Source organism: Centipeda noxia ATCC 43541 (assembly GCF_000160555.1).
Lineage (GTDB): Bacteria > Bacillota > Negativicutes > Selenomonadales > Selenomonadaceae > Centipeda > Centipeda noxia.
In genome coordinates, this window is the sequence record NZ_GG749280.1 from 404,440 (window position 1) to 426,120 (window position 21,681).

Annotated in this window: 21 protein-coding genes; all 21 read right to left on the reverse strand. The window is 57.9% G+C overall.

The window, feature by feature from the left end; genetic code table 11:
- Nucleotides 1-537 (reverse strand): PHP domain-containing protein (locus HMPREF7545_RS10385; protein ID WP_006694779.1); only part of this gene is annotated, 537 nt, incomplete at its 3' end.
- An 8-nt stretch (nt 538-545) separates the two neighbouring features.
- The gene (locus HMPREF7545_RS05880) at nt 546-1,349 is read right to left on the reverse strand and encodes a Cof-type HAD-IIB family hydrolase (RefSeq protein WP_040571237.1); all 804 of its coding nucleotides are present in this window, start codon (nt 1,347-1,349) and stop codon (nt 546-548) included.
- A 128-nt stretch (nt 1,350-1,477) separates the two neighbouring features.
- Complete coding sequence (locus HMPREF7545_RS05885; protein ID WP_040571238.1) at nt 1,478-2,458, reverse strand: Gfo/Idh/MocA family protein; 981 nt, start codon at nt 2,456-2,458, stop codon at nt 1,478-1,480.
- 44 nt (nt 2,459-2,502) lie between these two features.
- Nucleotides 2,503-2,934 (reverse strand): PTS sugar transporter subunit IIA, encoded by a 432-nt coding sequence (locus tag HMPREF7545_RS05890; protein ID WP_006694782.1) that lies wholly within the window; start codon nt 2,932-2,934, stop codon nt 2,503-2,505.
- A 131-nt stretch (nt 2,935-3,065) separates the two neighbouring features.
- Nucleotides 3,066-3,305, reverse strand: a complete 240-nt coding sequence (locus HMPREF7545_RS05895; protein WP_006694783.1) for an AtpZ/AtpI family protein — start codon at nt 3,303-3,305, stop codon at nt 3,066-3,068.
- A gap of 27 nt (nt 3,306-3,332) precedes the next feature.
- The gene (wecB, locus tag HMPREF7545_RS05900; protein WP_006694784.1) at nt 3,333-4,490 is read right to left on the reverse strand and encodes a non-hydrolyzing UDP-N-acetylglucosamine 2-epimerase; all 1,158 of its coding nucleotides are present in this window, start codon (nt 4,488-4,490) and stop codon (nt 3,333-3,335) included.
- Between the two features lie 37 nt (nt 4,491-4,527).
- Nucleotides 4,528-5,577: a glycosyltransferase family 4 protein gene (locus tag HMPREF7545_RS05905; protein WP_006694785.1), complete on the reverse strand. Its 1,050-nt coding sequence runs from the start codon at nt 5,575-5,577 to the stop codon at nt 4,528-4,530.
- A gap of 50 nt (nt 5,578-5,627) precedes the next feature.
- Entirely contained in the window at nt 5,628-6,059 is a 432-nt protein-coding gene (locus HMPREF7545_RS05910; RefSeq protein ID WP_006694786.1) for a RuvC family protein, read from the reverse strand.
- Entirely contained in the window at nt 6,056-7,231 is a 1,176-nt protein-coding gene (locus HMPREF7545_RS05915) for a DUF3084 domain-containing protein (RefSeq protein WP_006694787.1), read from the reverse strand. The genes HMPREF7545_RS05910 and HMPREF7545_RS05915 overlap by 4 nt, the downstream gene beginning before the upstream one ends.
- A 57-nt stretch (nt 7,232-7,288) precedes the next feature.
- Nucleotides 7,289-8,389: an LptF/LptG family permease gene (locus HMPREF7545_RS05920; RefSeq protein WP_006694788.1), complete on the reverse strand. Its 1,101-nt coding sequence runs from the start codon at nt 8,387-8,389 to the stop codon at nt 7,289-7,291.
- A 129-nt stretch (nt 8,390-8,518) separates the two neighbouring features.
- A complete protein-coding gene (locus tag HMPREF7545_RS05925) occupies nt 8,519-8,920 on the reverse strand; it encodes a biotin/lipoyl-containing protein (RefSeq protein ID WP_006694789.1) in 402 nt (133 codons plus the stop codon).
- A 55-nt stretch (nt 8,921-8,975) separates the two neighbouring features.
- Nucleotides 8,976-9,113, reverse strand: coding sequence for a hypothetical protein (locus tag HMPREF7545_RS10235; RefSeq protein ID WP_006694790.1), 138 nt, complete (start codon nt 9,111-9,113; stop codon nt 8,976-8,978).
- A gap of 19 nt (nt 9,114-9,132) precedes the next feature.
- Nucleotides 9,133-10,662 (reverse strand): methylmalonyl-CoA decarboxylase subunit alpha, encoded by a 1,530-nt coding sequence (mmdA, locus tag HMPREF7545_RS05935; RefSeq protein WP_006695885.1) that lies wholly within the window; start codon nt 10,660-10,662, stop codon nt 9,133-9,135.
- 88 nt (nt 10,663-10,750) lie between these two features.
- Nucleotides 10,751-11,167 (reverse strand): methylmalonyl-CoA epimerase, encoded by a 417-nt coding sequence (gene mce, locus HMPREF7545_RS05940; RefSeq protein WP_006694792.1) that lies wholly within the window; start codon nt 11,165-11,167, stop codon nt 10,751-10,753.
- Nucleotides 11,168-11,246: 79 nt separating this feature from the next.
- Nucleotides 11,247-12,185 carry a methylmalonyl Co-A mutase-associated GTPase MeaB gene (gene meaB, locus HMPREF7545_RS05945; RefSeq protein ID WP_006694793.1) on the reverse strand — a complete coding sequence of 313 codons (939 nt, stop codon included), beginning with the start codon at nt 12,183-12,185 and terminating at the stop codon, nt 11,247-11,249.
- A 99-nt stretch (nt 12,186-12,284) separates the two neighbouring features.
- A complete protein-coding gene (locus HMPREF7545_RS05950) occupies nt 12,285-12,680 on the reverse strand; it encodes a cobalamin B12-binding domain-containing protein (RefSeq protein WP_040571239.1) in 396 nt (131 codons plus the stop codon).
- Between the two features lie 75 nt (nt 12,681-12,755).
- Entirely contained in the window at nt 12,756-14,402 is a 1,647-nt protein-coding gene (locus HMPREF7545_RS05955; protein ID WP_006694795.1) for an acyl-CoA mutase large subunit family protein, read from the reverse strand.
- Between the two features lie 81 nt (nt 14,403-14,483).
- Complete coding sequence (gene scpC / locus HMPREF7545_RS05960; RefSeq protein WP_006694796.1) at nt 14,484-15,980, reverse strand: succinyl-CoA:acetate CoA-transferase ScpC; 1,497 nt, start codon at nt 15,978-15,980, stop codon at nt 14,484-14,486.
- A gap of 279 nt (nt 15,981-16,259) precedes the next feature.
- Nucleotides 16,260-17,651: an O-antigen ligase family protein gene (locus tag HMPREF7545_RS05965; RefSeq protein ID WP_006695888.1), complete on the reverse strand. Its 1,392-nt coding sequence runs from the start codon at nt 17,649-17,651 to the stop codon at nt 16,260-16,262.
- Between the two features lie 6 nt (nt 17,652-17,657).
- Nucleotides 17,658-18,956, reverse strand: coding sequence for a bifunctional folylpolyglutamate synthase/dihydrofolate synthase (locus tag HMPREF7545_RS05970; protein ID WP_006694798.1), 1,299 nt, complete (start codon nt 18,954-18,956; stop codon nt 17,658-17,660).
- Nucleotides 18,957-18,965: 9 nt separating this feature from the next.
- Nucleotides 18,966-21,629, reverse strand: coding sequence for a valine--tRNA ligase (locus HMPREF7545_RS05975; RefSeq protein WP_040571240.1), 2,664 nt, complete (start codon nt 21,627-21,629; stop codon nt 18,966-18,968).
- Nucleotides 21,630-21,681: the final 52 nt, after the last annotated feature.

A 21,681-nucleotide genomic window follows, 5' to 3' on the forward strand; every position in this document is an offset into this window, starting at 1 on the left:
ATAGAGGCGGATGTTGAACGGATGTCCGAGCGCATCGTAGAGCCCCGCTGCAGCGAGCTTTTCAGCCTCCTGCGCGTACCATTCGTAAATATCGGTGAGCGGGTGGTTGTCCCACTCCGCCTTGATCGCCGCCGTATCATACGCCCAGCCGCGCAGGAAGTGCACCGAACCGATAATGTAGTCGAACGGATAGGCGCGCAAAATCTTTGCGGCAGCCTCCTGATCCTGAAAATTGCAGACCTCGATGCCGGCGAGCACCTTGTGCTTCTTGCGCAGCTTCTCGATGAAGGAAAAATATTCATCGAGCGTATACTTGAACTTATTTGTCTTCAGCCATTTGCGCTGGAACGCGCCCACAAAGCTGTCGTCGAGAATGAGATCGTCATAGTAGAGCTGCTCGAACTCCGGGAATGTGTGCGCGTGCTCCGAGAATCCGATCTCATCAACGCCGCGCTCCGCCGCCGCGCGGAAGAATCCCTCCGCATAGTCCTCGTCATAGGAGCCGTACTCCAGATGCATATGATAATCAAAACGCATAGATTACCTCAGTCAAATTCGCCCGCGAGAATGCGCTCGCAGACCTCCATAACCCCGTGCGCGCGATTGCTCGGCGCGAGGTAGCGCGCACGTGCCTTCACCTCGGGCAGAGCATTCTCCATCGCAAAGCTGTACCCGACGGCGTCCATCAGCTCGAGGTCGTTCTCATAATCGCCGAACGCAGCACACTCCTCGGGCGCAATACCCAGCCGTGCCTGAATCTTGGCCGCGGCGACACCCTTATTCACACCCCGACTGTAGAGATCGACCCACTCGGTGCTCGAGAGCGTAACCTGCAGACGATCCGCATACTGCCGCATGATGGGAAGAATGGTCTGCTCCGCATTGCCCGTGAAATCACAGAACGACATTTTGATCGGTTCGTCGTCCACAGCGCCGAAGTCATCCACAATCACTGTCTGCGTGACGTATTTCGCAAGCTCCGCACGAAACGCCGGTGCATCGTCGTCCGCGTGCAGATAACCGCCCTTCTTTCCGCAGAACACACTGCCCACATGGGGGAGTTCTCCGGCCGTCCGCATGACGTCAAGGGCAAGCGCGCGATCCACCGTACGCGAGAAGAGTTCCCTGCCGCGCTCCATGACCATCGTGCCGTTCTCCGCGACAAAGATCAGCTCCTCCTGCCATGGCGCAAATGTCTGCAAAAGCGAGGAATACTGCCGCCCCGATGCAGGCGCGAAGCGGATCCCGCGCTCCCTCAGCCGCCGGTACAGATCGCCGAATCCCCCCGGCAGTTTCCCGTTCTCATCCAGCAGCGTCCCGTCCATATCCGAAAAAATCAGCCGTATCATCCCATCACCTCTTCTCTTGTATACAATCTTCCTCATTATAACAAAGACTCGTTCCCCGTGCAATCAAAAGAACCATGCGAAAAAGCCGCTGCAGAAACGTTCTCCCTGCAGCGGCTCTGCGTCTTTCCCTACTCTTCTTCGGGATATTTCATTCCCCACGAGCGGCGGATCTTTGTCATGAGATCCATCACATCCATCGTATAGTCGAGGTGCATATCGTTGCGCATGCCGGCAGCCGCCGCCTCCATGTCCAGCACCTCATAGCAGAGTGCCTCCGCCGTGCTGCCGGCAGCGATCTCCTCCGTACGTCCGTCTGCCGTCCACGTGATGAGGGCCTTCTCCCCGCGCGGATACTCGAACATCTCTATATAGCCGCGGTCAAACACGACCGTTCCGCGCTTCGGCTGCTTTGCATGCAGAGAGAGCGTGACGGCCGCCATCTCCTCCTCTCTGTTCTTGAGGAGAATGCTTGCCTGCTCATCGACACCCGTCGGCGCATACTTCACCTGCGAGAGCACCTCTGTCGGCGGAGACGAGAGGAACCAGCGGACAAAGGACAGCGCATAGACACCGATGTCCAGCATCGCACCGCCTGCAAGCGCACGATTGAAGAAGCGGTTCTTCATATCGTATTCCTTGTAGCTGCCGAAATTCATCTGAATCATGCGCAGCGATCCGAGGGAGCCGGATGCGATGATTTCGCGGAGCCTGCGATAGACGGGCATATGGTAGATCGTCATCGCCTCCGCGAGCACCGCGCCGTGTTCCCGCGCGCAGGCGACTGCCTGTGCCAGCTCGTCGGAGTTCAGCGTGATGGATTTCTCGCAGAGAACATGCTTGCCGGCGGAGAGCGCCGGCAGGAGATAGTTGATGTGCGTGTTGTGCGGGGTGGAGATGTAGATAATGTCCACATCGGGATCATCGAATACATCCTCCATCCGTGCATAGACCTTCGGGATCGCGTACTGCGCGGCAAATGCCTCGGCCTTTTCCTGCGTTCGGTTGGCGACGGAATACAGTCCTCCCCCCAGCCGGCGCATCGCCTGTGCGAGCTGATGTCCGATCACACCGCAGCCCAGCGTCGCCCAGCGATATTTCACCTTTGCCATAAAAATCCCCCTCCGGGCGCTCTCGATCGGAAAATCAGACGCGCTCAAAGATCGTCGTCGGCCTCCTCTTCCATGCGCGACGCATGGAAGAGCTGCGTGCCGCTGCGGCCCGCATCGGCTGCACGCTCCATCAGCGCCAGGATGTCATAGGGTCCGCCGGTGAGCTGGGCGCTGACCATCTCGATCAGCATAGGCAGGCTGAGCCCCGCGACGACACCATACGTCTCGTTGGATGCAGCCAGACGGCAGGCGGCATTGTACGGGCTGCCGCCGAAAAGATCGTTCAGAAAGAGCACCCCGTCCGCGCAGTCAAGCTCCGCAATGGCTGCCTCGTACTTCTTCGCCATATCGTCGGGGCCCTCGCCCGGGACAAGCGTCACGGCGCGCACATTTGCCTGCGGACCACAGATCATCTCGCAGGACTTTATAATTTCCTCAGAAAATTTCCCATGCGTTCCCACAATGATGCCAAACATCCTGCATACTCCTCTCAGGCCGACTATGACGCGGCAATCATCCAATGATCATTTTCTAAAGTATATCATAAAACACAACAAAATGCTCCGCAAAGTCCGTGTTCTTTGCGGAGCACTGTAACGCAAACCAATTATACAATCTTATAGTATTTCAGCTGACGATAGAGCGAATAGATCGCCGCAGGGAAACCGAGAATAATGCCGATGATGGTGCAGACGCGCCCCGTGCCGAGGAAGTCGTCTGCACATTTCCCAAAATAGATAAAGATGCCGAGAAAGACGAGAAAATAAATGCCGACGCCCGACAAGAGGCCAAAGGCGCGCAGTGCATCCGTCATGCCCGACGGTGTCTGCGATGGCTTTTGCTCCATGAGCTCCTCCTTCCGGCCGCTGCCGCCCTATTCGCTGCGGAACGGCTCCGGCGGTGCGGCGATTTTCCCCGCGTGGTAGAGAATCGCCTCGATGATGCGGCGTGCCGCCTCTCCGTCGCCGTAGGGATTCACCGCCTCCGCCATATGCGTGTACGCGGTCGGCTCGGTGAGGAGACGCATCGTCTCGTTGTAGACGCGCTGCTCGTCCGTCCCGATGAGGCGCACCGTCCCCGCAGCAACTGCCTCGGGACGCTCCGTCGTATCGCGCAGCACGAGGACCGGCTTTCCGAGCGAGGGAGCCTCCTCCTGAATACCGCCTGAATCCGTGAGCACGATATCAACACGGGCCATGAGGTTCGCAAACGGTTCATAGTCAAGCGGGTCGATGAGATATACGTGCGCGAGCCCCCCGAGCTCCTCCCGAACGATCTCGCGCACCTTCGGATTGCGGTGAACGGGAAAGATCACCTCCACATCGTCCAGCTCGTCGACAATATCGTGGATCGCGCGATAGACATGCCGCATGGGTTCGCCGAGATTCTCGCGCCGATGCGTCGTAACGAGAAGCACGCGGTGGTTCGCAAAGTCGACCTGTGCAAGTCCCTCGGGGAGCACATAGTCCGGGCGAACAGTATGATGCAGCGCATCGATCACCGTGTTTCCCGTAACAAAGATGCGGCGCTCCGGCACGCCCTCCGCGACAAGATTCGCATGCGCCGTCGAAGTCGGCGCGAAGTGCAGTGTCGCGATGCCGCCCGTGAGGCGCCGGTTCATCTCCTCCGGAAAGGGGGAATAGATATCGTGCGTCCGAAGTCCCGCCTCAACATGCCCGACGGGAATCTGATGATAGTACGCGGCGAGCGCGCCGGCAAAGGTCGTCGTTGTATCGCCGTGGACGAGGACAAGATCGGGGCGGTCCTTTTGGAACACCTCGTTGATGCCCATCATTGCGCGCGTTGTGATGTCAAAGAGCGTCTGCCCTGCCGCCATGATATTCAGATCGTAATCGGGAACAATGTGGAAGAGACGCAGCACTTGATCGAGCATCTCGCGGTGCTGTGCTGTGACGAGCGTCCGCGTTTCGATCTCATCTGCATGACGCATGAGCTCCATGACAACGGGCGCCATCTTAATCGCCTCGGGACGCGTGCCAAAGATCGACATGACTTTGATTTTGCCGGTCATTCTTCCTCTGCTCCTCTCTGGAATGAAATCGTAAAGGTTATTTTTGCTGCGGCACATCCAGCTGGAGAATGCCCAGCTTGCGCGCGCCGACAAGTACCGCAGCGGCAACGATCAGAATGATGAGAGCCGCCGCCTGTGTGCTGACTGCCGTAAGAGCGATCGCACAGAGGCCGAAAAGCGCGCTGACGACATACATGAGGAGCACCGCCTGCTTCTGCGTGAACCCGTGTGCGAGCAGACGATGATGCAGATGTCCCTTGTCCGGCTTGAAGATCGGTCGATGGTTTCGTGCACGCCGCACGATGGCAAATGTCGTATCGAGAATCGGCAGGCCAAGCGCAAGAATCGGAACGATAAGTGCAATGGTCGCTGCGCTCTTCACCGCGCCGACGACGGAGATTCCCGCGAGCATAAACCCGAGGAACATACTCCCCGTATCCCCCATAAAAATGCGTGCGGGATTGAAGTTGTAGTAAAGAAAGCCGACCGCAGCGCCCGCGAGCGCCGCGGTAACCATTGCGACGAAGGGGATCCCCTCCTCCATCGCCACGAGGAAAATGGTAACGGCGGCGATCGAAGAGACGCCCGCCGCAAGGCCATCGAGTCCGTCAATCAGATTGACCGTATTCGTCAGCCCCACGACCCAGAAAATCGTCGCGGGAATCGCAAGGAACTCGAGGTAGATGTAGTCACCGAACGGATCGGTGATGACGTCGATGCGCACATCAAAGCCGATGACAAGCACCGCTGCCGCGAAGATCTGACCGAGCAGCTTCACCTTTGCCGGCAGATCGCAGTAGTCGTCGATGATTCCGATGGCGACAATGATCGTGCCGCCGATCATGAGTCCAATGAGACTCGTCATGAATTCCGGCGTGACGTCAGCGAAAATAAGCTGCACGAGAATCGACGCCATAAATGCAGCATAGATGCCAATGCCGCCGATGCGCGGAATGGGGCGTACATGTACCTTGCGCGCATCCGGTTTATCCAGCGCTCCCGTCTGCCGTGCAAAGGCGATGACGGCGGGCGTCAGTATGAGCGCCATGCCAAGCGCAATCATAAATGCTAAAACATGATCGGGCATGAAATATTGTTCTCCTTAACAGAAGTCCATAGAATACACTTCTGATCATCTTACCGCAGGACAGAGACGCTGTCAATTGAAGAATGCGATTGCTGCTCCGCCAAAAACCGCCGCGCCAAAATGACGGCGACAAAGTCATCCACCGGCACCGGCGGCACAAGCATTCCGCGCGGCACGAAGCGGCGCCATCCGCGCGGCGGATGCACGTCCCAATAGAGACGCTTTGCCTCGTCCGTCGTGCGGTATTCATCGGCAAGAGTTACCGTCACACCGAGACACTCTACACGCGTCTTCGCCTCCGCACTCGTCGTACCGTTGCCCATAACGACAGCCGGCTCATGTGCCGCGATTAAACCGCCGACACAGCTTCCGAGATCCGCAGTTGCCACAACCTTCCGGACGAGGATCGCTCCCCCGGCAGAGAGAACAGCGACGCCGCATTTCTCCCTGCCGGGGTCAATCGCAAGGACAGGACCGCTCATGTGCCGCCCCCGCTCTCATTTTCGATCTTGAATTTCAGCCGCAGGGGGCCCATGGCATCCGTATCGCCGTCCGCATAGGCCGAGATAACGACTGCCCCCGTACGCCCCGCAAGATCCTGCACGAGTGCGTAGAACTCGGCACCCTCGATGACGCCGACCGTTCCGCGGATCGGATCGGGAAGGATCCCCTTCGCCGCAGCTGCCGCATTGACTTCGCGCAGGAACGCCATCACCGACTGCTCGGTGCCTCTGCCGAGCACCTCGGGCGCGTAGACGCGCGCGATGATGAGCTCCCCGTCACGGTAGATCACGCGGTTCGGATAGAGCTCGATAGAGGCGCGAATCTCATCGCCGCGCACGAGATTCCCTGCCGCGACAATGCGCACGATCATGTCGGCGGAACTCTCTTCGATCGCTCGGATGGCGGCCTCGTATTCCGGTCTATAGATCCAGATGTCCTGATCGGTATGGTTCTCGCCGAGACGCGCGGAGATGTTGCGCGTGCCGAGCTGCGCGATGCCTGCAAGGCCGCGCTCGATCTCATCGTGACTGAGGCCTGCCGGGATAATGCCGCTCGCGATGATCTCCCCTGCCTGATAGGTAATATTCCCCTCGCGCAGATTGAGGATCCCTGCGCGCAGCTCCTGGGCACGGATGCCGAGCGTGCGAATGTCTTCCTGCAGGTTCTGGTTTTCCCCCGCAAGGCGCCCGTTGATCGACACCAGTCCCTCTTTTTCCATCATCAGCGCCCGGTTCCCCGCCGAGAGGCGGTCGGACTCTGCACGCAAAGAAGACTGCTCCCCCTCAAGCCGCGCAATCTCCTCTTCGGATTTTGCCAGCTCGCTGCTTGCCTTCTCCTGAGCGCTCTGTGCACGCTCCAGCTCTCCCGAAGTAAAATCCAGCGCCGCACGCGTATCCGCGATCATGGCATTCAGCCGGTCCATTCCAAAGAGCGCCGTGCGCACATTCTCGGACACGGCCGCCATAATGCCAAATGTGACCGTCGTAATGCAGACGCCCGTGAATATGGTGACAACCACCGCGGTGTGACGCGGTCTGAGTCCGAAAATCGACAGCTTGCGCTTGCCGATGCGTGTTCCGAGACGATCGCCGATGAATGCGATGACGCCGCCGACGACAGCGAGGACGAGAATAAGCGTAATACCGTACATAGAAGCGTCACCCCTTTGTGAAAAAATTACAGTTGATATGCTGCAAACGATCGTTCATTACTGCGAAGCGCGGCGCAAAAGAATGGTTCCCGCAATGATGCCGACGATGTTCGGAATCCACACGGCAAGCATCGGCGGCAGAACCTCCCCGCGGGCAAATGCATTGCCCATCGTCATCAGCGCATAGTAGAAAAAGATAATGATGACACTCATCGCAAAGCCTGCCGACGATGAGTTGCGCGTCGGCTGCAGTCCGAGCGGAACGCCGATCAGCGTAAAGATGAGGCTCGCCATCGGAACGGAAACACGCTGATAGAGCTCCGCCTCCAACTTGCTCGTATTGACGTACTGCGTCTGCATGAGGGCGATCTGATGGCGCAGTTCACGCATCGTCATCTCCTCGGGCACCTTTTGCTCCCGGATGATCTGACGCGGATCCTTCTGCACCGGAAGCACCTGCGTCTCAAACCGCATACGGCGCTCAAGATGCTCATCCGCAATGTCGTAGACATCGCCGTTGTGCATGATCCACTCTGTGCCGGTCCACTCCGCATACTCCGCATTCTCGACATGAGTAACCTTGCCGTCATCGCCGAATACCTGCAGACTGATTCCCGTCAGCCGCTCCTGTTCCGCATCATAAGAGCGCGCATAGACAAGGCGGCGGATCTGTCCTTCCTCGATTTCCTTGATGATAACATGCTCCTGCGACTTCATGCCGGAGTTGCCTTCGATCTCATAGTAGATGACGTTGCGGTACGCCGTATTTGCACGGGGAACGACATGTTCGTTGAAGAAAATCGCTCCGACGCTCACGATAAAGCCGAGCAGGATGGCGGGGGCTGCAATGCGTCCGAAACCGATGCCGCAAGACTTCATCGCGGTGATCTCGCTCGCAGACGACAGACGGCCAAACGTCAGGAGACTCGCGAGCAGCATGGCCATCGGAAACGTCCACATGACAACGCCGGGCAGACTGAACACAAAGATCTTGATGACCGACGGCAGCGACGCGCCGTAGTCCGTAATATACTGCGCAATGCGAAAAAGCGTGCCCGAGCCGATGAAGACCGCCGAGAACGCACAGATAGCAAAAAGAAAGGAAGAAAAGACCTCCCGGAAAATGTATTTGTCAAGAATCCGGATCTTCAGATGCATGAAGAGCTCTCCTCTGATCGTTTCAGAAAATAGATGATATCCGCTCTATTTTATCATTTTCACGCCGTGTTGACAAGGATACAAAAAAGGAGCCCCGTCTGGGGCTCCCGATATATTTTATCGATGAAATCAGCCGAGGACGACGAGCTGATCGCGCACCTTGACTGACTGTCCGGCAGAGACGCTGATCGACTTGACCGTACCGTCGGACGGAGCGGCAATTTCGTTCTGCATCTTCATCGCCTCGAGAATGAGGAGCGTATCGCCGGCCTTGACCGCCTGACCGACCGAAACCTTGACCTCGATGATCTTGCCCGGCATCGGAGCGTCGATGGACTGCTCGCCCGCGGAAACAGGCTTTGCAGCAGCCGCCGGAGCCGGAGCTGCCGGTGCTGCAGCCGGAGCCGGAGCAGCAGCGGGAGCCGGCGCAGCAGCACGAGGTGCAGCCGGAGCCGCAGCGCCGCCTGCGCGTACCTCTTCGACCTCTACGTCATAAGCGGTCCCATTGACAGTAATGTTGAACTTTTTCATGTGTAATTCCTCCAACGTTTATATTCCTAAGAAAATCTGCACATGCAGAATCCCTTCAAAGGTTGCTGCGATTGGCAAGCGTCCAAACCTCTGCAGGCTTGATGCGCACAGCGACGACCTTGCCGCCCGCCGCCGTCTGAACGGCAGCAGTAATCGCTGCGACGATTTCCGGTGCCACAGCGTTTGTAGCCATTGTGATACCTCCCGCTCTTTTAGAGAGGAATGTTCCCATGCTTCTTTGCCGGATTGTCTTCGCGCTTGCTGGAAAGTGCGTTGAGCGCTGTGATGATGTAGGGGCGCGTCTCGCTCGGCGTGATGACCATATCGATGTAGCCGCGCTCCGCCGCCTTGTACGGGGTTGCAAACTCCTCGATGTATTCTGCCGTGCGTGCCTCCTTGTCCGGATCCTTGCGGAAGATGATATTTGCAGCACCTGCCGGACCCATAACGGCGATCTCGGAGGTCGGCCAAGCCATGACCTGATCCGCGCCGAGCTCGCGGTTGCACATTGCGATGTAGGAGCCGCCGTACGCCTTGCGCGTGATGACCGTGACCTTCGGCACCGTCGCCTCGCTGTATGCATAGAGCATCTTTGCGCCGTGACGAATGATGCCGCTGTACTCCTGATCGACACCCGGCAGGAAGCCCGGTACGTCAACGAGATTGACAAGCGGAATGTTGAACGCATCGCAGAAGCGAATGAAGCGCGCCGACTTGTTGGACGCGTCGACATCAAGGCAGCCTGCCATGACGTTCGGCTCGTTCGCGATGATGCCGACCGAACGGCCGTCAAAACGTGCGAAGCAGCAGATGATGTTCGTTGCGAAATGCTCATGTACTTCGTAGAACTCGCCGTTGTCAACGAGACTGCGAATAACGTCCTTCATATCATACGGTGCATTCGGATTGTCGGGAATGAGCGTGTTGAGACTCTCATCCTGACGATTCGGATCATCGCCCGTCTCAACATGCGGGGTCTCCTCCATGTTGTTGCTCGGGAGGAACGAGAGCAGATAGCGGATCTGATCAATGCAGTCCTCATCGTTCTCCGCAGCGAAATGCGCAACACCGGAACGGGTGTTGTGCGTCATCGCGCCGCCGAGTTCCTCTGCCGTAACCTCTTCCGCCGTAACGGACTTAATAACAGCAGGGCCGGTGATGAACATCTGGCTCGTGTTCTTCACCATGTAGATGAAGTCTGTGAGCGCCGGGCTGTAAACCGCGCCGCCCGCGCAGGGTCCCATGATAACGGAGATCTGGGGAATAACGCCGGAGGATTTCGTATTGCGATAGAAGATGCCGCCGTAGCCGGAAAGTGCGTCAACCGCCTCCTGGATACGCGCGCCGCCCGAATCGTTGATGCCGATGCAGGGTGCGCCCATCTTCATGGCAAGGTCCATAACCTTCCAGATCTTATGTGCATGCTTTTCGCCGAGCGAGCCGCCCTCAACGGTGAAGTCCTGTGCGAACGCGTAAACGAGACGGCCGTTGACTGTACCGTAGCCCGTCACAACGCCCTCACCCGGCAGCTCTTTCTTTTCCTGGCCGAAGTTTGTGCAGCGATGGCGCACAAACATATCGAGCTCAACGAAGGTATCCTCGTCGAAGAGCATATTCAGACGCTCACGCGCTGTGAGTTTCCCCTTGCTGTGCTGCTTCTCGATTGCCTTCTCGCCGCCACCGAGCATGAGATGCTCTTTCTTCTTGAGCATCTGCTCAATTTTTTCCTGGACTGTGGACATCATATCCCTCCTGTATATCTGTCAAACACTTGGAGTCATCGCAGAGTGCGAAGCTCCTTTGCAATGTGTTTCGGGTAAACGCCGCTCCTCAGCGATCCTCATGTTCACAGATTTCGAGGAGAACGCCCTTCGTCGATTTCGGATGAAGAAATGCGATCTTCGCGCCGCCCGCGCCGATACGCGGCTTCTCATCGATCATGCGGACGCCCTTCGCCATGAGATCGGCGATCGCGTTCTCGATGTTGTCGACGCGCAGCGCAACGTGCTGAATGCCCTCGCCGTTCTTCTCAATGTACTTCGTGATGGGGCTGTCCGGCGCCGTGCCGATGAGCAGCTCAATCTCGCTGCCGTTCGGCGTCGGATGGAAGGTCGTCGTGACTTTCTGCTCAGCAACCGTCTCCTGGTTCGTGCAGGCAATGCCGATAACATCAGACCAGAAATTCTTTCCCTCTTCGAGATCCTTAACGGCAACGCCGATGTGATCCACTCCCAGAACCTTGAACATGATACTTCCTCCTAGCTGAGTCGAGGAATGTCTGATGCGGTCATCCTCCTCTGGAGGGGCATCCGCCGTCAGTATTTCCTCATGCCAACATTTCGGCCATGATCTCGCCGACCACCGTATAGGGGTCGGTCTCATGCGCCTTGATCTTTGCCACATAGTCGTCGAGTCGCCCCGTATTGATAATGCGGCCTTCGATGCTGCGCCGGACACCTGCATGCAGGATATCCAGCATCTCATCGCGTGTGCGGCGCGTACGCCGCTCTGTGAGAACCCCATTGCCCTCAATATGGGCACGGTGTTCTTCAACGGTGTCAACCAGCTCCGCAATCCCTTCGCCGCGATTCGCGACGACCTTACGGATGGGCGGACGCCAGTCGGACATATGGTCATCCAGATCCAGCATCATATTGATCTCACGGACGAGTTTATCCGCACCGTCAAGATCGGACTTGTTGATGGCGAATACATCGCCGATCTCCAAGATTCCCGCCTTGATGGCCTGAATATCGTCGCCCATGCCCGGAATCAGCACAACCATCGTAGTGTCCGCCGCCCGTACGATATCCACCTCGGACTGCCCGACACCAACGGTCTCGACAAAGATAACGTCCTTGCCGAAAGCATCCATGACCTTTACCGCGTCAGCAGTCTTGTGCGAGAGGCCGCCGAGGCTGCCGCGCGTACCCATGCTGCGGATAAAAACGCCCTCGTCGAGCGTCAGGTCGTTCATACGGATGCGGTCGCCTAAAATAGCGCCGCCGGAAAAGGGGCTCGTAGGGTCGACGGCGATGATGCCGACCGTTTTCCCGCGTTTGCGGTATTCCTTGGCAATCTTATCCGTCATGGTGCTTTTGCCCGCACCCGGGGGGCCGGTAATGCCAAGTACGTAGGCATTTCCCGTATGCGGATAGAGCGCTTTCATGATGTCGACAGCATTCTCGCGCTCGTTCTCAATCGCCGTGATGGCGCGTGAGAGTGCGAGGCGATTGCCCTTCAGCACCTCTGCCGCAATATCCATATGCCCACCTCCTCAGCGCAGTGACTCCATAAGAAACAAGGGAATGGATGACAGACTGAAGCATTTTCTGTCTGTCATCCATCCTTTCAAAAGGCGTTGTTACGCCTTAACGTTTGCCTTGATGAAATCAACAATCGCGCTGGTCGGCGTGCCCGGCGTGAAGACCTCGGCAACACCTGCCTTCTTGAGGGCGGGGATATCGCCCTCGGGGATAACGCCGCCGCCGATGATCAGCACATCCTTCATTCCCTTCTCGCGAACGAGGTTCACGACCGTCGGGAAGAGGTGCGGATGCGCACCGGAGAGGATGCTCATTGCAACAACGTTGACGTCCTCCTGGAGAGCCGCCTCAGCGATCTCCTCAGGGGTCTGACGGAGTCCCGTGTAAACGACCTCAAAGCCGGCGTCGCGCAGTGCGCGCGCAACGACCTTAGCGCCGCGATCATGACCATCCAGACCCGGTTTTGCAACGAGCACTCTGATTTTATCTGCCATTTTTATATTCCTCCTGAAGGGAGCCGGCGCCGCACCGCGGCGCTGCCCCATGTGTATTCACCAAACAACCGCTTCTTACAGGTTGACGTGTGCCTCGTACTCGCCGAAGACTTCACGCATAACACCGCAGATTTCGCCGAGCGTAGCATAGGTCTTGACCGCTGCAAGGATATGCGGCATGAGGTTTTCGTGCTCATCCGCGCATGCCTTTTTGAGGTCAGCCAGAGCCGCCTGAACGGCTGCGTTGTCGCGCTTTGCCTTCATCGCCTCGACCTTAGCCTTCTGCTTCTCGCCGACGGAAGCATCCACGCGGAGGAGGTTCTTCGGAGCCTCTTCCTCCACCTGGAACTTGTTGACGCCGACGATAACGCGGGCGCCGGACTCAACATCCATCTGCCACTTGTAGGCGCTGTCCTGAATCTCCTTCTGGATGTAGCCCTTCTCGATCGCCGCAACAGCGCCGCCGAGCTCATCAATCTTCTTGATGTACTCCCAGGCCTCTGCCTCGATGCGGTTGGTCATCGCCTCGACGTAGTAGGAACCTGCGAGCGGGTCAATCACATCGGCAAGACCGCTCTCATACGCAACGATCTGCTGCGTACGAAGTGCGACCATAACCGAATCCTCCGTCGGAAGCGCAAGCGCTTCATCGCGGGAGTTCGTGTGCAGCGACTGCGTGCCGCCCATGACTGCTGCTGCGGTCTGGAGCGCAACGCGGACGATGTTGTTGTTCGGCTGCTGTGCGGTGAGCATCGAGCCTGCCGTCTGCGTGTGAACGCGGAGCATCTGGGATTTTGCTTTCTCGGCCTTGAAACGATCCTTCATGACCTTGGCCCAGATGCGGCGGGATGCGCGGAACTTCGCAACTTCCTCGAGAACATTGTTGTGTGCGTTCCAGAAGAAGGAGAGACGTCCTGCAAAGTCGTCAACGTTGAGGCCGGCCTTAATGGCAGCCTCGACGTAAGCGATGCCGTCTGCAATGGTGAATGCAATTTCCTGCGATGCTGTGGAACCAGCCTCGCGGATGTGGTAGCCCGAGATGGAAATCGTGTTCCAGTTCGGGACGTTCTTGGAGCAATATTCAAAAATGTTCGTGATCAGGCGCATGGACGGGCGCGGCGGGAAAATGTAAGTGCCGCGTGCCGCATACTCCTTCAGAATGTCGTTCTGGATCGTGCCCTTGAGCTTATCCGCCGAGACGCCCTGCTTCTCCGCAACCGCGATGTACATCGCGAGGAGGACGGACGCCGGAGCGTTGATCGTCATGGACGTGGAAACCTTGCCGAGGTCGATCTGATCAAAGAGGATCTCCATATCAGCAAGGGAGTCGATCGCAACACCGACCTTGCCGACCTCGCCCTCAGAGATGGGGTCGGTCGAGTCATAGCCGATCTGCGTCGGGAGGTCAAATGCGCAGGAAAGGCCCGTTGCGCCGCTCTCGATGAGGTAACGATAGCGCTTGTTGGACTCCTCCGCCGTGGAGAAACCTGCGTACATACGCATCGTCCAGAAACGCCCGCGGTACATCGTCGGCTGAACGCCTCGGGTGTAGGGATAAACACCGGGGAAACCGATGTCCTCTGCATAGTCCGTGTCCTTGATGTCGAGCGGGGTGTAAAGGCCCTGCTCAGGAATGCTTTGACGCATTGGGAACTTCGCTGCTGCCTTCTCTACGGTGGCGTTGTACTTGTCAAGCCCCGCCTGGATCTTTTCATTGCTCATGAAAGTATTCTCCTTTACCTTAACAGTTCTTGTTGGGTCCTTTTTGGGCCCTAAAGGGCTTTTATGCCCTTTTTGTCTATGTTATTTCTGCATCGTCCCCGTCTTTACGAAACGCTGGTGGAAGGAAAGCGCCTCGTCCAGGAGATGCGGTGTCTGTGCGCCCTTCGTGGCCTCGAGTGCACGATTGTAGTAGTCGAGCAGAAGAGGACGGTAGTCCGGATGTGCACAGTTGTTGATGATCTCGAGCGCACGCTCGCGCGGGCACTTTCCGCGCAGATCCGCGACGCCCTGCTCCGTGATGATGACGTCGACGTCATGGCATCCGTGATCAATGTGCGAGCAGAACGGAACGATCGAAGAGATCTTGCCGCCCTTTGCCTCGGAGGTCATGAAGAAAATGGTGATGTAGGCGTTGCGTGCAAAGTCGCCGCTGCCGCCGATGCCGTTCATCATCTTCGTTCCCATGATATGGGTGGAGTTGACATTTCCGTAGATATCGACCTCGATTGCCGTGTTCATCGCGATGACGCCGAGACGGCGGACAACCTCAGGATTATTCGAGATCTCCTGCGGACGGAGCATCATGATCTTCTTGTACTTCTCGATGTCCTTGTAGAAGCGCTGGAGGCCCTCCGGAGAAGGCGAGAACGCCGTGCCGGATGCCGCTTTCAGCTTGCCTGCATCCGCCAGATCGAACATGCCGTCCTGGATAACCTCGGTGTAGACTTCGAGATCCGTGAAATCGGAGTTGACAAATCCTGCAATAACAGCATTTGCCACGTTGCCGACGCCGGACTGCAGCGGCAGGAGGCCCTTCGGCATACGCCCTTCTTCGATCTCCTTCGAAAGGAACTGAACCGTAAGTTCGCCCATCCTCTTCGAAGCGGCATCGAGCGGCGCAAGCGGACGCGTCTTATCCGTGATGTCAGAGGGAACAACGTACTTGATCTTGTCCAGCGGGCACGGGATGAAGTGCGTACCGATACGGTCGCCCGCCTTTGTGATGGGAATGGGCAGGCGATCCGGCGGATCGAGGGGGATGTAAATGTCGTGCATGCCGACAAGTTCCATCGGCTGGCTCGTGTTCACCTCGACGATCACCACATCCGCACTCTGGACGAATGACGGCGTATTGCCGACCGACGTCGAGGGAATGATGCCTTCCTCGGTGATTGCGACGGCCTCTACGAGAGCGACATCGATCTTGCCGAGGAATCCCTCGCGCGCCTGCTGTGCAACCTGCGAAAGGTGCATGTCAATGTAGCTGACCTTCCCAGAGTTGATCGCATTGCGCAGCGACGTGTTCGTCTGGTAGGGGAGACGCTGCTTCATTCCGTCTGCTTCAACCAGCGCGCCGTCCAGCTCAGGTCCCGTGGAAGCCCCCGTCCAAAGACTTACTTTAAACGGATTCTTCTTCATGCGCTCGGCAATGGCAAGCGGCACCGCCTTCGGATAGCCGGACGGCGTAAAGCCGCTGGCGCCGATGACCATGCCGTCGGAGAAGTACTCCGCAGCCACTTCCGCGCTCACAATTTTTCCCTCAAGGGACTTGGGAACGCGATCGGAAATATCGATCATAGAAAAACCTCCCTCTGATACGGCGGACAGCACTCGCCGCCGTCGTCCACTGATACTCTTCTGGCACAGCAGCCCCGTTTTCCTTACAGGTATTCAGATCGTCTTGTTTCGTCGCATATATTATGCGCAAAAAGCATGCTGAAATAACTGTAAGTTATCGTATCTGTCTACGCCAATTATATCTTTCCATAGAATATCACGAAAAAAAAATGGCGTCAAGATTACGTTGACGCCATTTTCTGTGATTTGTGAAAAAAAGGGCAAACAATTTTTAATTCCTCATTCTTTTTCTGACAACACATCCGCATCCTTTTCCTGCGCAGTCAGTTTTTCCTTCATCTCTTCCGCGATCGCATGCGCCGCTGCCGTCATGGCAGCGAGCATCCAGAGCAGCATGGAGGACGGTATATTAAAGAGGAGATGATCTGTTAAGCCGTTGAGCGCAATGGAGATAAACGCAAGGCCGAGGCCGAGACCAAGGCCTTCGACAAAACGCTGCCTGCGCCAGCGCCCAAGTGCCGACCGCACGTCGGCAAGGGTTTTCCATTCATGTTCATGCGCAGCGAGAATGGTCTCCCACGGCGGCGTTCTGCGCTTTATGCGAAAAGCGAGCACAAGAGAACCGAAAAAGAACCAGAAAAACGAAAGCGCCCCGGGAATGCCGATCTCAGCGGTGTAGTTCAAATACATATTGTGCGCGTGAACAATCTCGACGGGCGCGCCCTGCAAGTAGAAATCATATTCCGGATAAGCCATGAAATACATGCCCCAGCCAACCCCGAGAAACGGGTGATCCATGATCATCGCAATCGTGCTCTCCCAAAACGCGAGCCGCATCTCCGAGGAGGTGTCTACGCGCGTAAAAACAGAGAGTAAGCGGTCTGCAAGCACGGGGTCGGCGAGAAGTGCGCCCGCGCCAAGCACAGCGATTCCGATCAGAACGCGTCGGTCGCGCAGTGCGCCGTAGCATCCAAGCACTACGGCGATCACGAGACATGCACCGCGCGCATAGGTCATCCCGAGGCAAGCAAGTGCCGCAACAAGCAGAACGAGTGTGAACACACGCCAGCCGCGCTGCAGTGCTGTGATAAGTCCCACCGCGATGCAGATGACGATATCCAGATAGCCGGCGAGAATATTCGGATTCTCCCACGTTGAAAACACTCTCTTTGAGAGTTCTGGGAAGGACGCCCCATCGACCCACTTCATCGTTGAAATATCGATGCCGAAGATAAATTGATAGAAACCGTAGAGGACGACAATCATAGCCGACGCCGCCATCGCCAGCGTGACGCGCTGCAGATCCCGCGGTGCGCGCAGAGTCTGTCCGGCGAGCAGATAGGTCATGGCATAGATCGGCACGAGATGATAAAAATTATAGAAGCTGAACGCCTTATCCGGTGCGACCGCAACGGAGAGAAATCCAATGATGACAAAGAGCAGCGCCGGGGCATCATAGGGCAGACGCCGCAGATGAAAACTTGGATCGATGCGCAGGCGCAGGAAAAGCGCCGTACACCCGACGAGCAGCACAGCCATTGCCGCAAGCGGCACAAGGGGAATCAAAAACGCCTCAGCAATCACCGCGTACATCATGCAGCGGGCCATTCGCCCGCCCCAGCGGCGCTGGCGAAGTACGCGGCGCCTCTGCTTGAAATAATCCTCTGCCACGCGCTCTCACCTCCCTGCCGTGAGCAGCGCGCGGATGCCGCCCACAAGGTAGAGTGAGCCTGCGGCAACGAGCAGCGCGCCGTCTGCACGCGCACGCCGCTCGGCCTCAGCAAGCCCCGTCTGCACATCACCGCATGCAAGCGTATCGAGCCCCATCCCCGCAGCGACCGCCGCAACGACATCCGCGCCAGCCGCACGCACAGAATTCGGACGCACCGTGACGACTCGATCGCCGGGACGCAGGAGGGCCGCCAGCATGGCGTCAATATCTTTATCCTTCAGGATGCCCAGCAAAAAGACGCGCGGTACATGGGGGAAGTAGGCATCCAACCCCGCGCGCAGCGCCTGCATCCCGGCCGGGTTATGCGCGCCGTCAATAACGACCTGCAGATTCTCGGCCGCAAGGATTTCAAAGCGCGCCGGATGATGTACGCTGCGCAGCGCGCTGCGCAGCGCCGTCTCCGTAATGCGCGCATCCTCGCGGCCGAGTACCTGCGCCGCCATAATGACCAGCGCCGCATTCTCCGTCTGATAGGGCCCCGCAAGCGCAAGCTCAAAGGGCGCCGGCTCACGGCAGACAACGGAGTGGAAGACAATGCTCTGACCGCCCTCTTTCAAGAAGAGCTGCGCTGAAAAATCCTCGCCATAGACGAATACGTCAGCACCGCACTCCTCGGCGCGCTGCTCGATGATCTCGAGCGGTGCGCCGGCAGCAGCCGTGATGACAGGCACGCCTTCCTTAATGATGCCCGCTTTGTGCTCCGCAATCCCCGCGAGCGTTCCGCCGCAGCGGTCGGCATGATCCATCGCCACGTTCGTGATGATTGTGAGAACAGGATCAACGACATTCGTCGAGTCGAGAAGTCCGCCAAGACCCGTTTCGATGACGGCAGTCTCAACGTGCTCCTCCGCAAAATAGAGGAAGGCAAGTGCTGTCAGTGCCTCGAACTGCGTCGGATGCTCATGCCCCTCGGCAGTCATTTCATCCGCCGCTGCGCGCACGCGCGTGAGGAGCGCGGCGAACGTTTCCTCGGAAATATCATGGCCGTCTGTACTCATGCGTTCCGTATAGGAGATGAGGTGCGGCGAAAGGTAACGTCCGGAGCGGATGCCGGAAGCACGGAAGACAGCATCCATCATCTGCGCTGCCGACCCCTTGCCGTTCGTTCCTGCAATGTGGATCGTCGTATAGGCACGCTCCGGGTTCCCAAGGCGCGCACAGAGTTCCTCCATGCGCGCAAGGCCCAGACGGATGCCGAATGTATTCAGTTCATCGAGATAACGAAGCGACTCCGCGTAGTTCATCGGAGCACCTCAGAGCTTTGCCAGATCCGCAAGGCGCGTCCGGATGAGGCCGATTTTCTCCTCATACCCTGCCAGCTTCTCACGCTCTGCTTCCACGACGGCAGCAGGGGCCTTGGAAGTGAAGCCCTCATTCGAGAGTTTTCCTGTAAGCCTCTTGATCTCCTTCTCGAGGTTCTCGCGCTCCTTTGTCAAGCGTGCGGTTTCCTTCTCCACGTCGATGAGTCCCGCGAGCGGCAGATAGACTGCTGCGCCTGCGAGCGCTCCCGTCACGACGTTCTCCGGATCAGGCGCGTCCGCCGCGAGGAAAGAGACCTCAGACGCAGAGGCAAGCGCATAGAAATAGTCCTCGTGCGCCGCAAATTCCGCAGCAAGAGCCTCATCCCGCACACGCAGGATGAGCGCACTCTTCTTCCCCGGCGGCGTGCCAAGCTCGGCGCGCAGATTGCGCGTCGTCTTGATGACCTCCATGATCGCCGTCATCGTCTGCTCTGCCGCGGGGTCAATATCCGATTCCGCAGCCTCCGGCCATGGCGCACGCATGATGCTCTCGCCCGCATGCGGCAGTTTCTGCCAGATTTCCTCCGTCAGGAACGGCATAAAGGGATGCAGAAGGCGCATCGTACGCTCGAGTACCGTGCGCAGGACATAGAGTGCTGTATTGCGCGCGCGCGGGTTCTCCTTGTCATAGAGGCGCGCCTTCGTCAGTTCGATGTACCAGTCGCAGAACTCGCTCCACAGGAACTCGTAAATCATGCGGCCTGCTTCGCCGAGCTCGTAGTTCTCGAGGTTCGCCGTCACATCGTGCGCCGTCTGGGCCGCACGCGAGAGAATCCAACGGTCGGCGAGCGTGCAGTCGCTCTCCTCCGGCACGAAGGAATCGTCCGTACCCTCGAGATTCATCAGCATATAGCGCGATGCGTTCCAGATCTTATTCGCGAAATTGCGCGCGGCCTCCACGCGCTCCCAGTAGAAGCGCATATCATTGCCCGGGGTATTGCCCGTGATGAGCATGAAGCGCAGCGTGTCCGCGCCGTATTTCTCGATGACCTCTACGGGGTCGATGCCGTTGCCGAGAGACTTGGACATCTTGCGTCCCTCGCTGTCGCGCACAAGCCCGTGAATGAACACATCGCGGAACGGTACGTCGCCCCCGAAGCGCAATCCCATCATGACCATACGCGCGACCCAGAAGAAGATAATGTCATACCCGGTAACGAGCGTCGATGTCGGATAGAAATGGCGGAGGTCCTTCGTCTCCTCGGGCCAGCCCAGCGTCTCGAACGGCCAGAGAGCAGAGCTGAACCACGTATCGAGCACATCCTCATCCTGATGGATGCGGCTGCTGCCGCAGTGCATACAGGCGGCAAGATCCTCACGCGAAACAGAGGTCTCACCGCAGTCCGCGCAGTGCCATGCGGGAATACGGTGCCCCCACCAGAGCTGGCGCGAGATGCACCAGTCGCGGATATTCTCGAGCCAGTTTTCATATATTTTGGTAAAGCGTTCGGGAACGAAGCGGATGCGCCCGTCTCTCACCGCAGCAATCGCCGGTTTCGCCAGATCCTCCATGCGGACGAACCACTGCTTTGACACAAGCGGCTCAATCGTCGCATGGCAGCGCGAGCAGTGCCCAACGGCATGCTCGTGTTTCTCTGTACGCACGAGCGCACCGATCTCTGCGAGTTCCTTGACAAGTGCCTTGCGGCATTCGTAGCGGTCAAGTCCCGCGTACTTTCCCGCGCCCTCGCCCATCGTTCCGTCAGAATTGATGACGACGACTTGCTCGAGATGATGGCGCTGTCCCATCTCGAAGTCGTTCGGGTCGTGGGCCGGCGTCACCTTGACCGCACCCGTTCCGAATGCGGGGTCGACATACGCATCGGCAAAGAGCGGAATGCGCCGCTCCACCACGGGCAGGATCAGCGTCTTGCCGACGAGGCCTTTGTAGCGCTCATCATCCGGATGCACAGCGACCCCCGTATCGCCGAACATCGTCTCCGGCCGCGTCGTCGCGATCTCCACATAGTCATCCGTACCCTCGATTTGGTAGCGGAGATGCCAGAGATTCCCCTCCTCTGTCTCATGCTCCACCTCGATGTCCGAGATCGCCGTCGTGCAGTGCGGGCACCAGTTCGTGATGCGTGTGCCCTGATAGATCAGCCCCTGCTCGTAGAGACTGACAAAGACCTCCCGTACGGCACGGCTGCAGCCCTCGTCCATCGTGAACCGCTCACGGTCCCAGTCGCAGGATGCGCCGAGCATGCGCAGCTGATACATGATGCGGTCGCCATACTGCTGCTTCCAGTCCCAGACACGCTCCAAAAATTTCTCACGCCCGAGTTCGAATCGGTTCGTCCCCTCCGCACGCAGACTCTCCTCTACCTTTGCCTGCGTGGCAATGCCCGCATGATCGCACCCCGGTATCCACACGACATTCTTGCCGCGCATGCGCTGGTAGCGCACAAGGATATCCTGGAGCGTATTGTCGAGCGCATGCCCCATGTGCAGCTGCCCCGTCACATTCGGCGGGGGGATCACTACGCTGTAGGGCGTACGAGACTCATCCGCGTCATCGTGAAATAAATGATGTGTCTCCCAGTATTCGTACCATTTCCGCTCAAAAGATGCAGGGTCATATGTCTTTGGAATATTTGCGCCGGATTCCTGGCTCATCAATCTGTTCCTCCCGAAAAAACGCCCCCGCCCCGAGGGGACGAAGGCGTCC

Excerpts from the sequence above, each read along its gene's own strand:
- HMPREF7545_RS05880 (WP_040571237.1), bottom strand. The coding sequence starts at position 1,349 with ATGATACGGCTGATTTTTTCGGATATGGACGGGACGCTGCTGGATGAG.
- HMPREF7545_RS05885 (WP_040571238.1), bottom strand. The coding sequence starts at position 2,458 with ATGGCAAAGGTGAAATATCGCTGGGCGACGCTGGGCTGCGGTGTGATC.
- HMPREF7545_RS05890 (WP_006694782.1), bottom strand. The coding sequence starts at position 2,934 with ATGTTTGGCATCATTGTGGGAACGCATGGGAAATTTTCTGAGGAAATT.
- HMPREF7545_RS05895 (WP_006694783.1), bottom strand. The coding sequence starts at position 3,305 with ATGGAGCAAAAGCCATCGCAGACACCGTCGGGCATGACGGATGCACTG.
- wecB (WP_006694784.1), bottom strand. The coding sequence starts at position 4,490 with ATGACCGGCAAAATCAAAGTCATGTCGATCTTTGGCACGCGTCCCGAG.
- HMPREF7545_RS05905 (WP_006694785.1), bottom strand. The coding sequence starts at position 5,577 with ATGCCCGATCATGTTTTAGCATTTATGATTGCGCTTGGCATGGCGCTC.
- HMPREF7545_RS05910 (WP_006694786.1), bottom strand. The coding sequence starts at position 6,059 with ATGAGCGGTCCTGTCCTTGCGATTGACCCCGGCAGGGAGAAATGCGGC.
- HMPREF7545_RS05915 (WP_006694787.1), bottom strand. The coding sequence starts at position 7,231 with ATGTACGGTATTACGCTTATTCTCGTCCTCGCTGTCGTCGGCGGCGTC.
- HMPREF7545_RS05920 (WP_006694788.1), bottom strand. The coding sequence starts at position 8,389 with ATGCATCTGAAGATCCGGATTCTTGACAAATACATTTTCCGGGAGGTC.
- HMPREF7545_RS05925 (WP_006694789.1), bottom strand. The coding sequence starts at position 8,920 with ATGAAAAAGTTCAACATTACTGTCAATGGGACCGCTTATGACGTAGAG.
- HMPREF7545_RS10235 (WP_006694790.1), bottom strand. The coding sequence starts at position 9,113 with ATGGCTACAAACGCTGTGGCACCGGAAATCGTCGCAGCGATTACTGCT.
- mmdA (WP_006695885.1), bottom strand. The coding sequence starts at position 10,662 with ATGTCCACAGTCCAGGAAAAAATTGAGCAGATGCTCAAGAAGAAAGAG.
- mce (WP_006694792.1), bottom strand. The coding sequence starts at position 11,167 with ATGTTCAAGGTTCTGGGAGTGGATCACATCGGCGTTGCCGTTAAGGAT.
- meaB (WP_006694793.1), bottom strand. The coding sequence starts at position 12,185 with ATGGATATTGCGGCAGAGGTGCTGAAGGGCAATCGCCTCGCACTCTCA.
- HMPREF7545_RS05950 (WP_040571239.1), bottom strand. The coding sequence starts at position 12,680 with ATGGCAGATAAAATCAGAGTGCTCGTTGCAAAACCGGGTCTGGATGGT.
- HMPREF7545_RS05955 (WP_006694795.1), bottom strand. The coding sequence starts at position 14,402 with ATGAGCAATGAAAAGATCCAGGCGGGGCTTGACAAGTACAACGCCACC.
- scpC (WP_006694796.1), bottom strand. The coding sequence starts at position 15,980 with ATGATCGATATTTCCGATCGCGTTCCCAAGTCCCTTGAGGGAAAAATT.
- HMPREF7545_RS05970 (WP_006694798.1), bottom strand. The coding sequence starts at position 18,956 with ATGAACTACGCGGAGTCGCTTCGTTATCTCGATGAACTGAATACATTC.
- HMPREF7545_RS05975 (WP_040571240.1), bottom strand. The coding sequence starts at position 21,629 with ATGAGCCAGGAATCCGGCGCAAATATTCCAAAGACATATGACCCTGCA.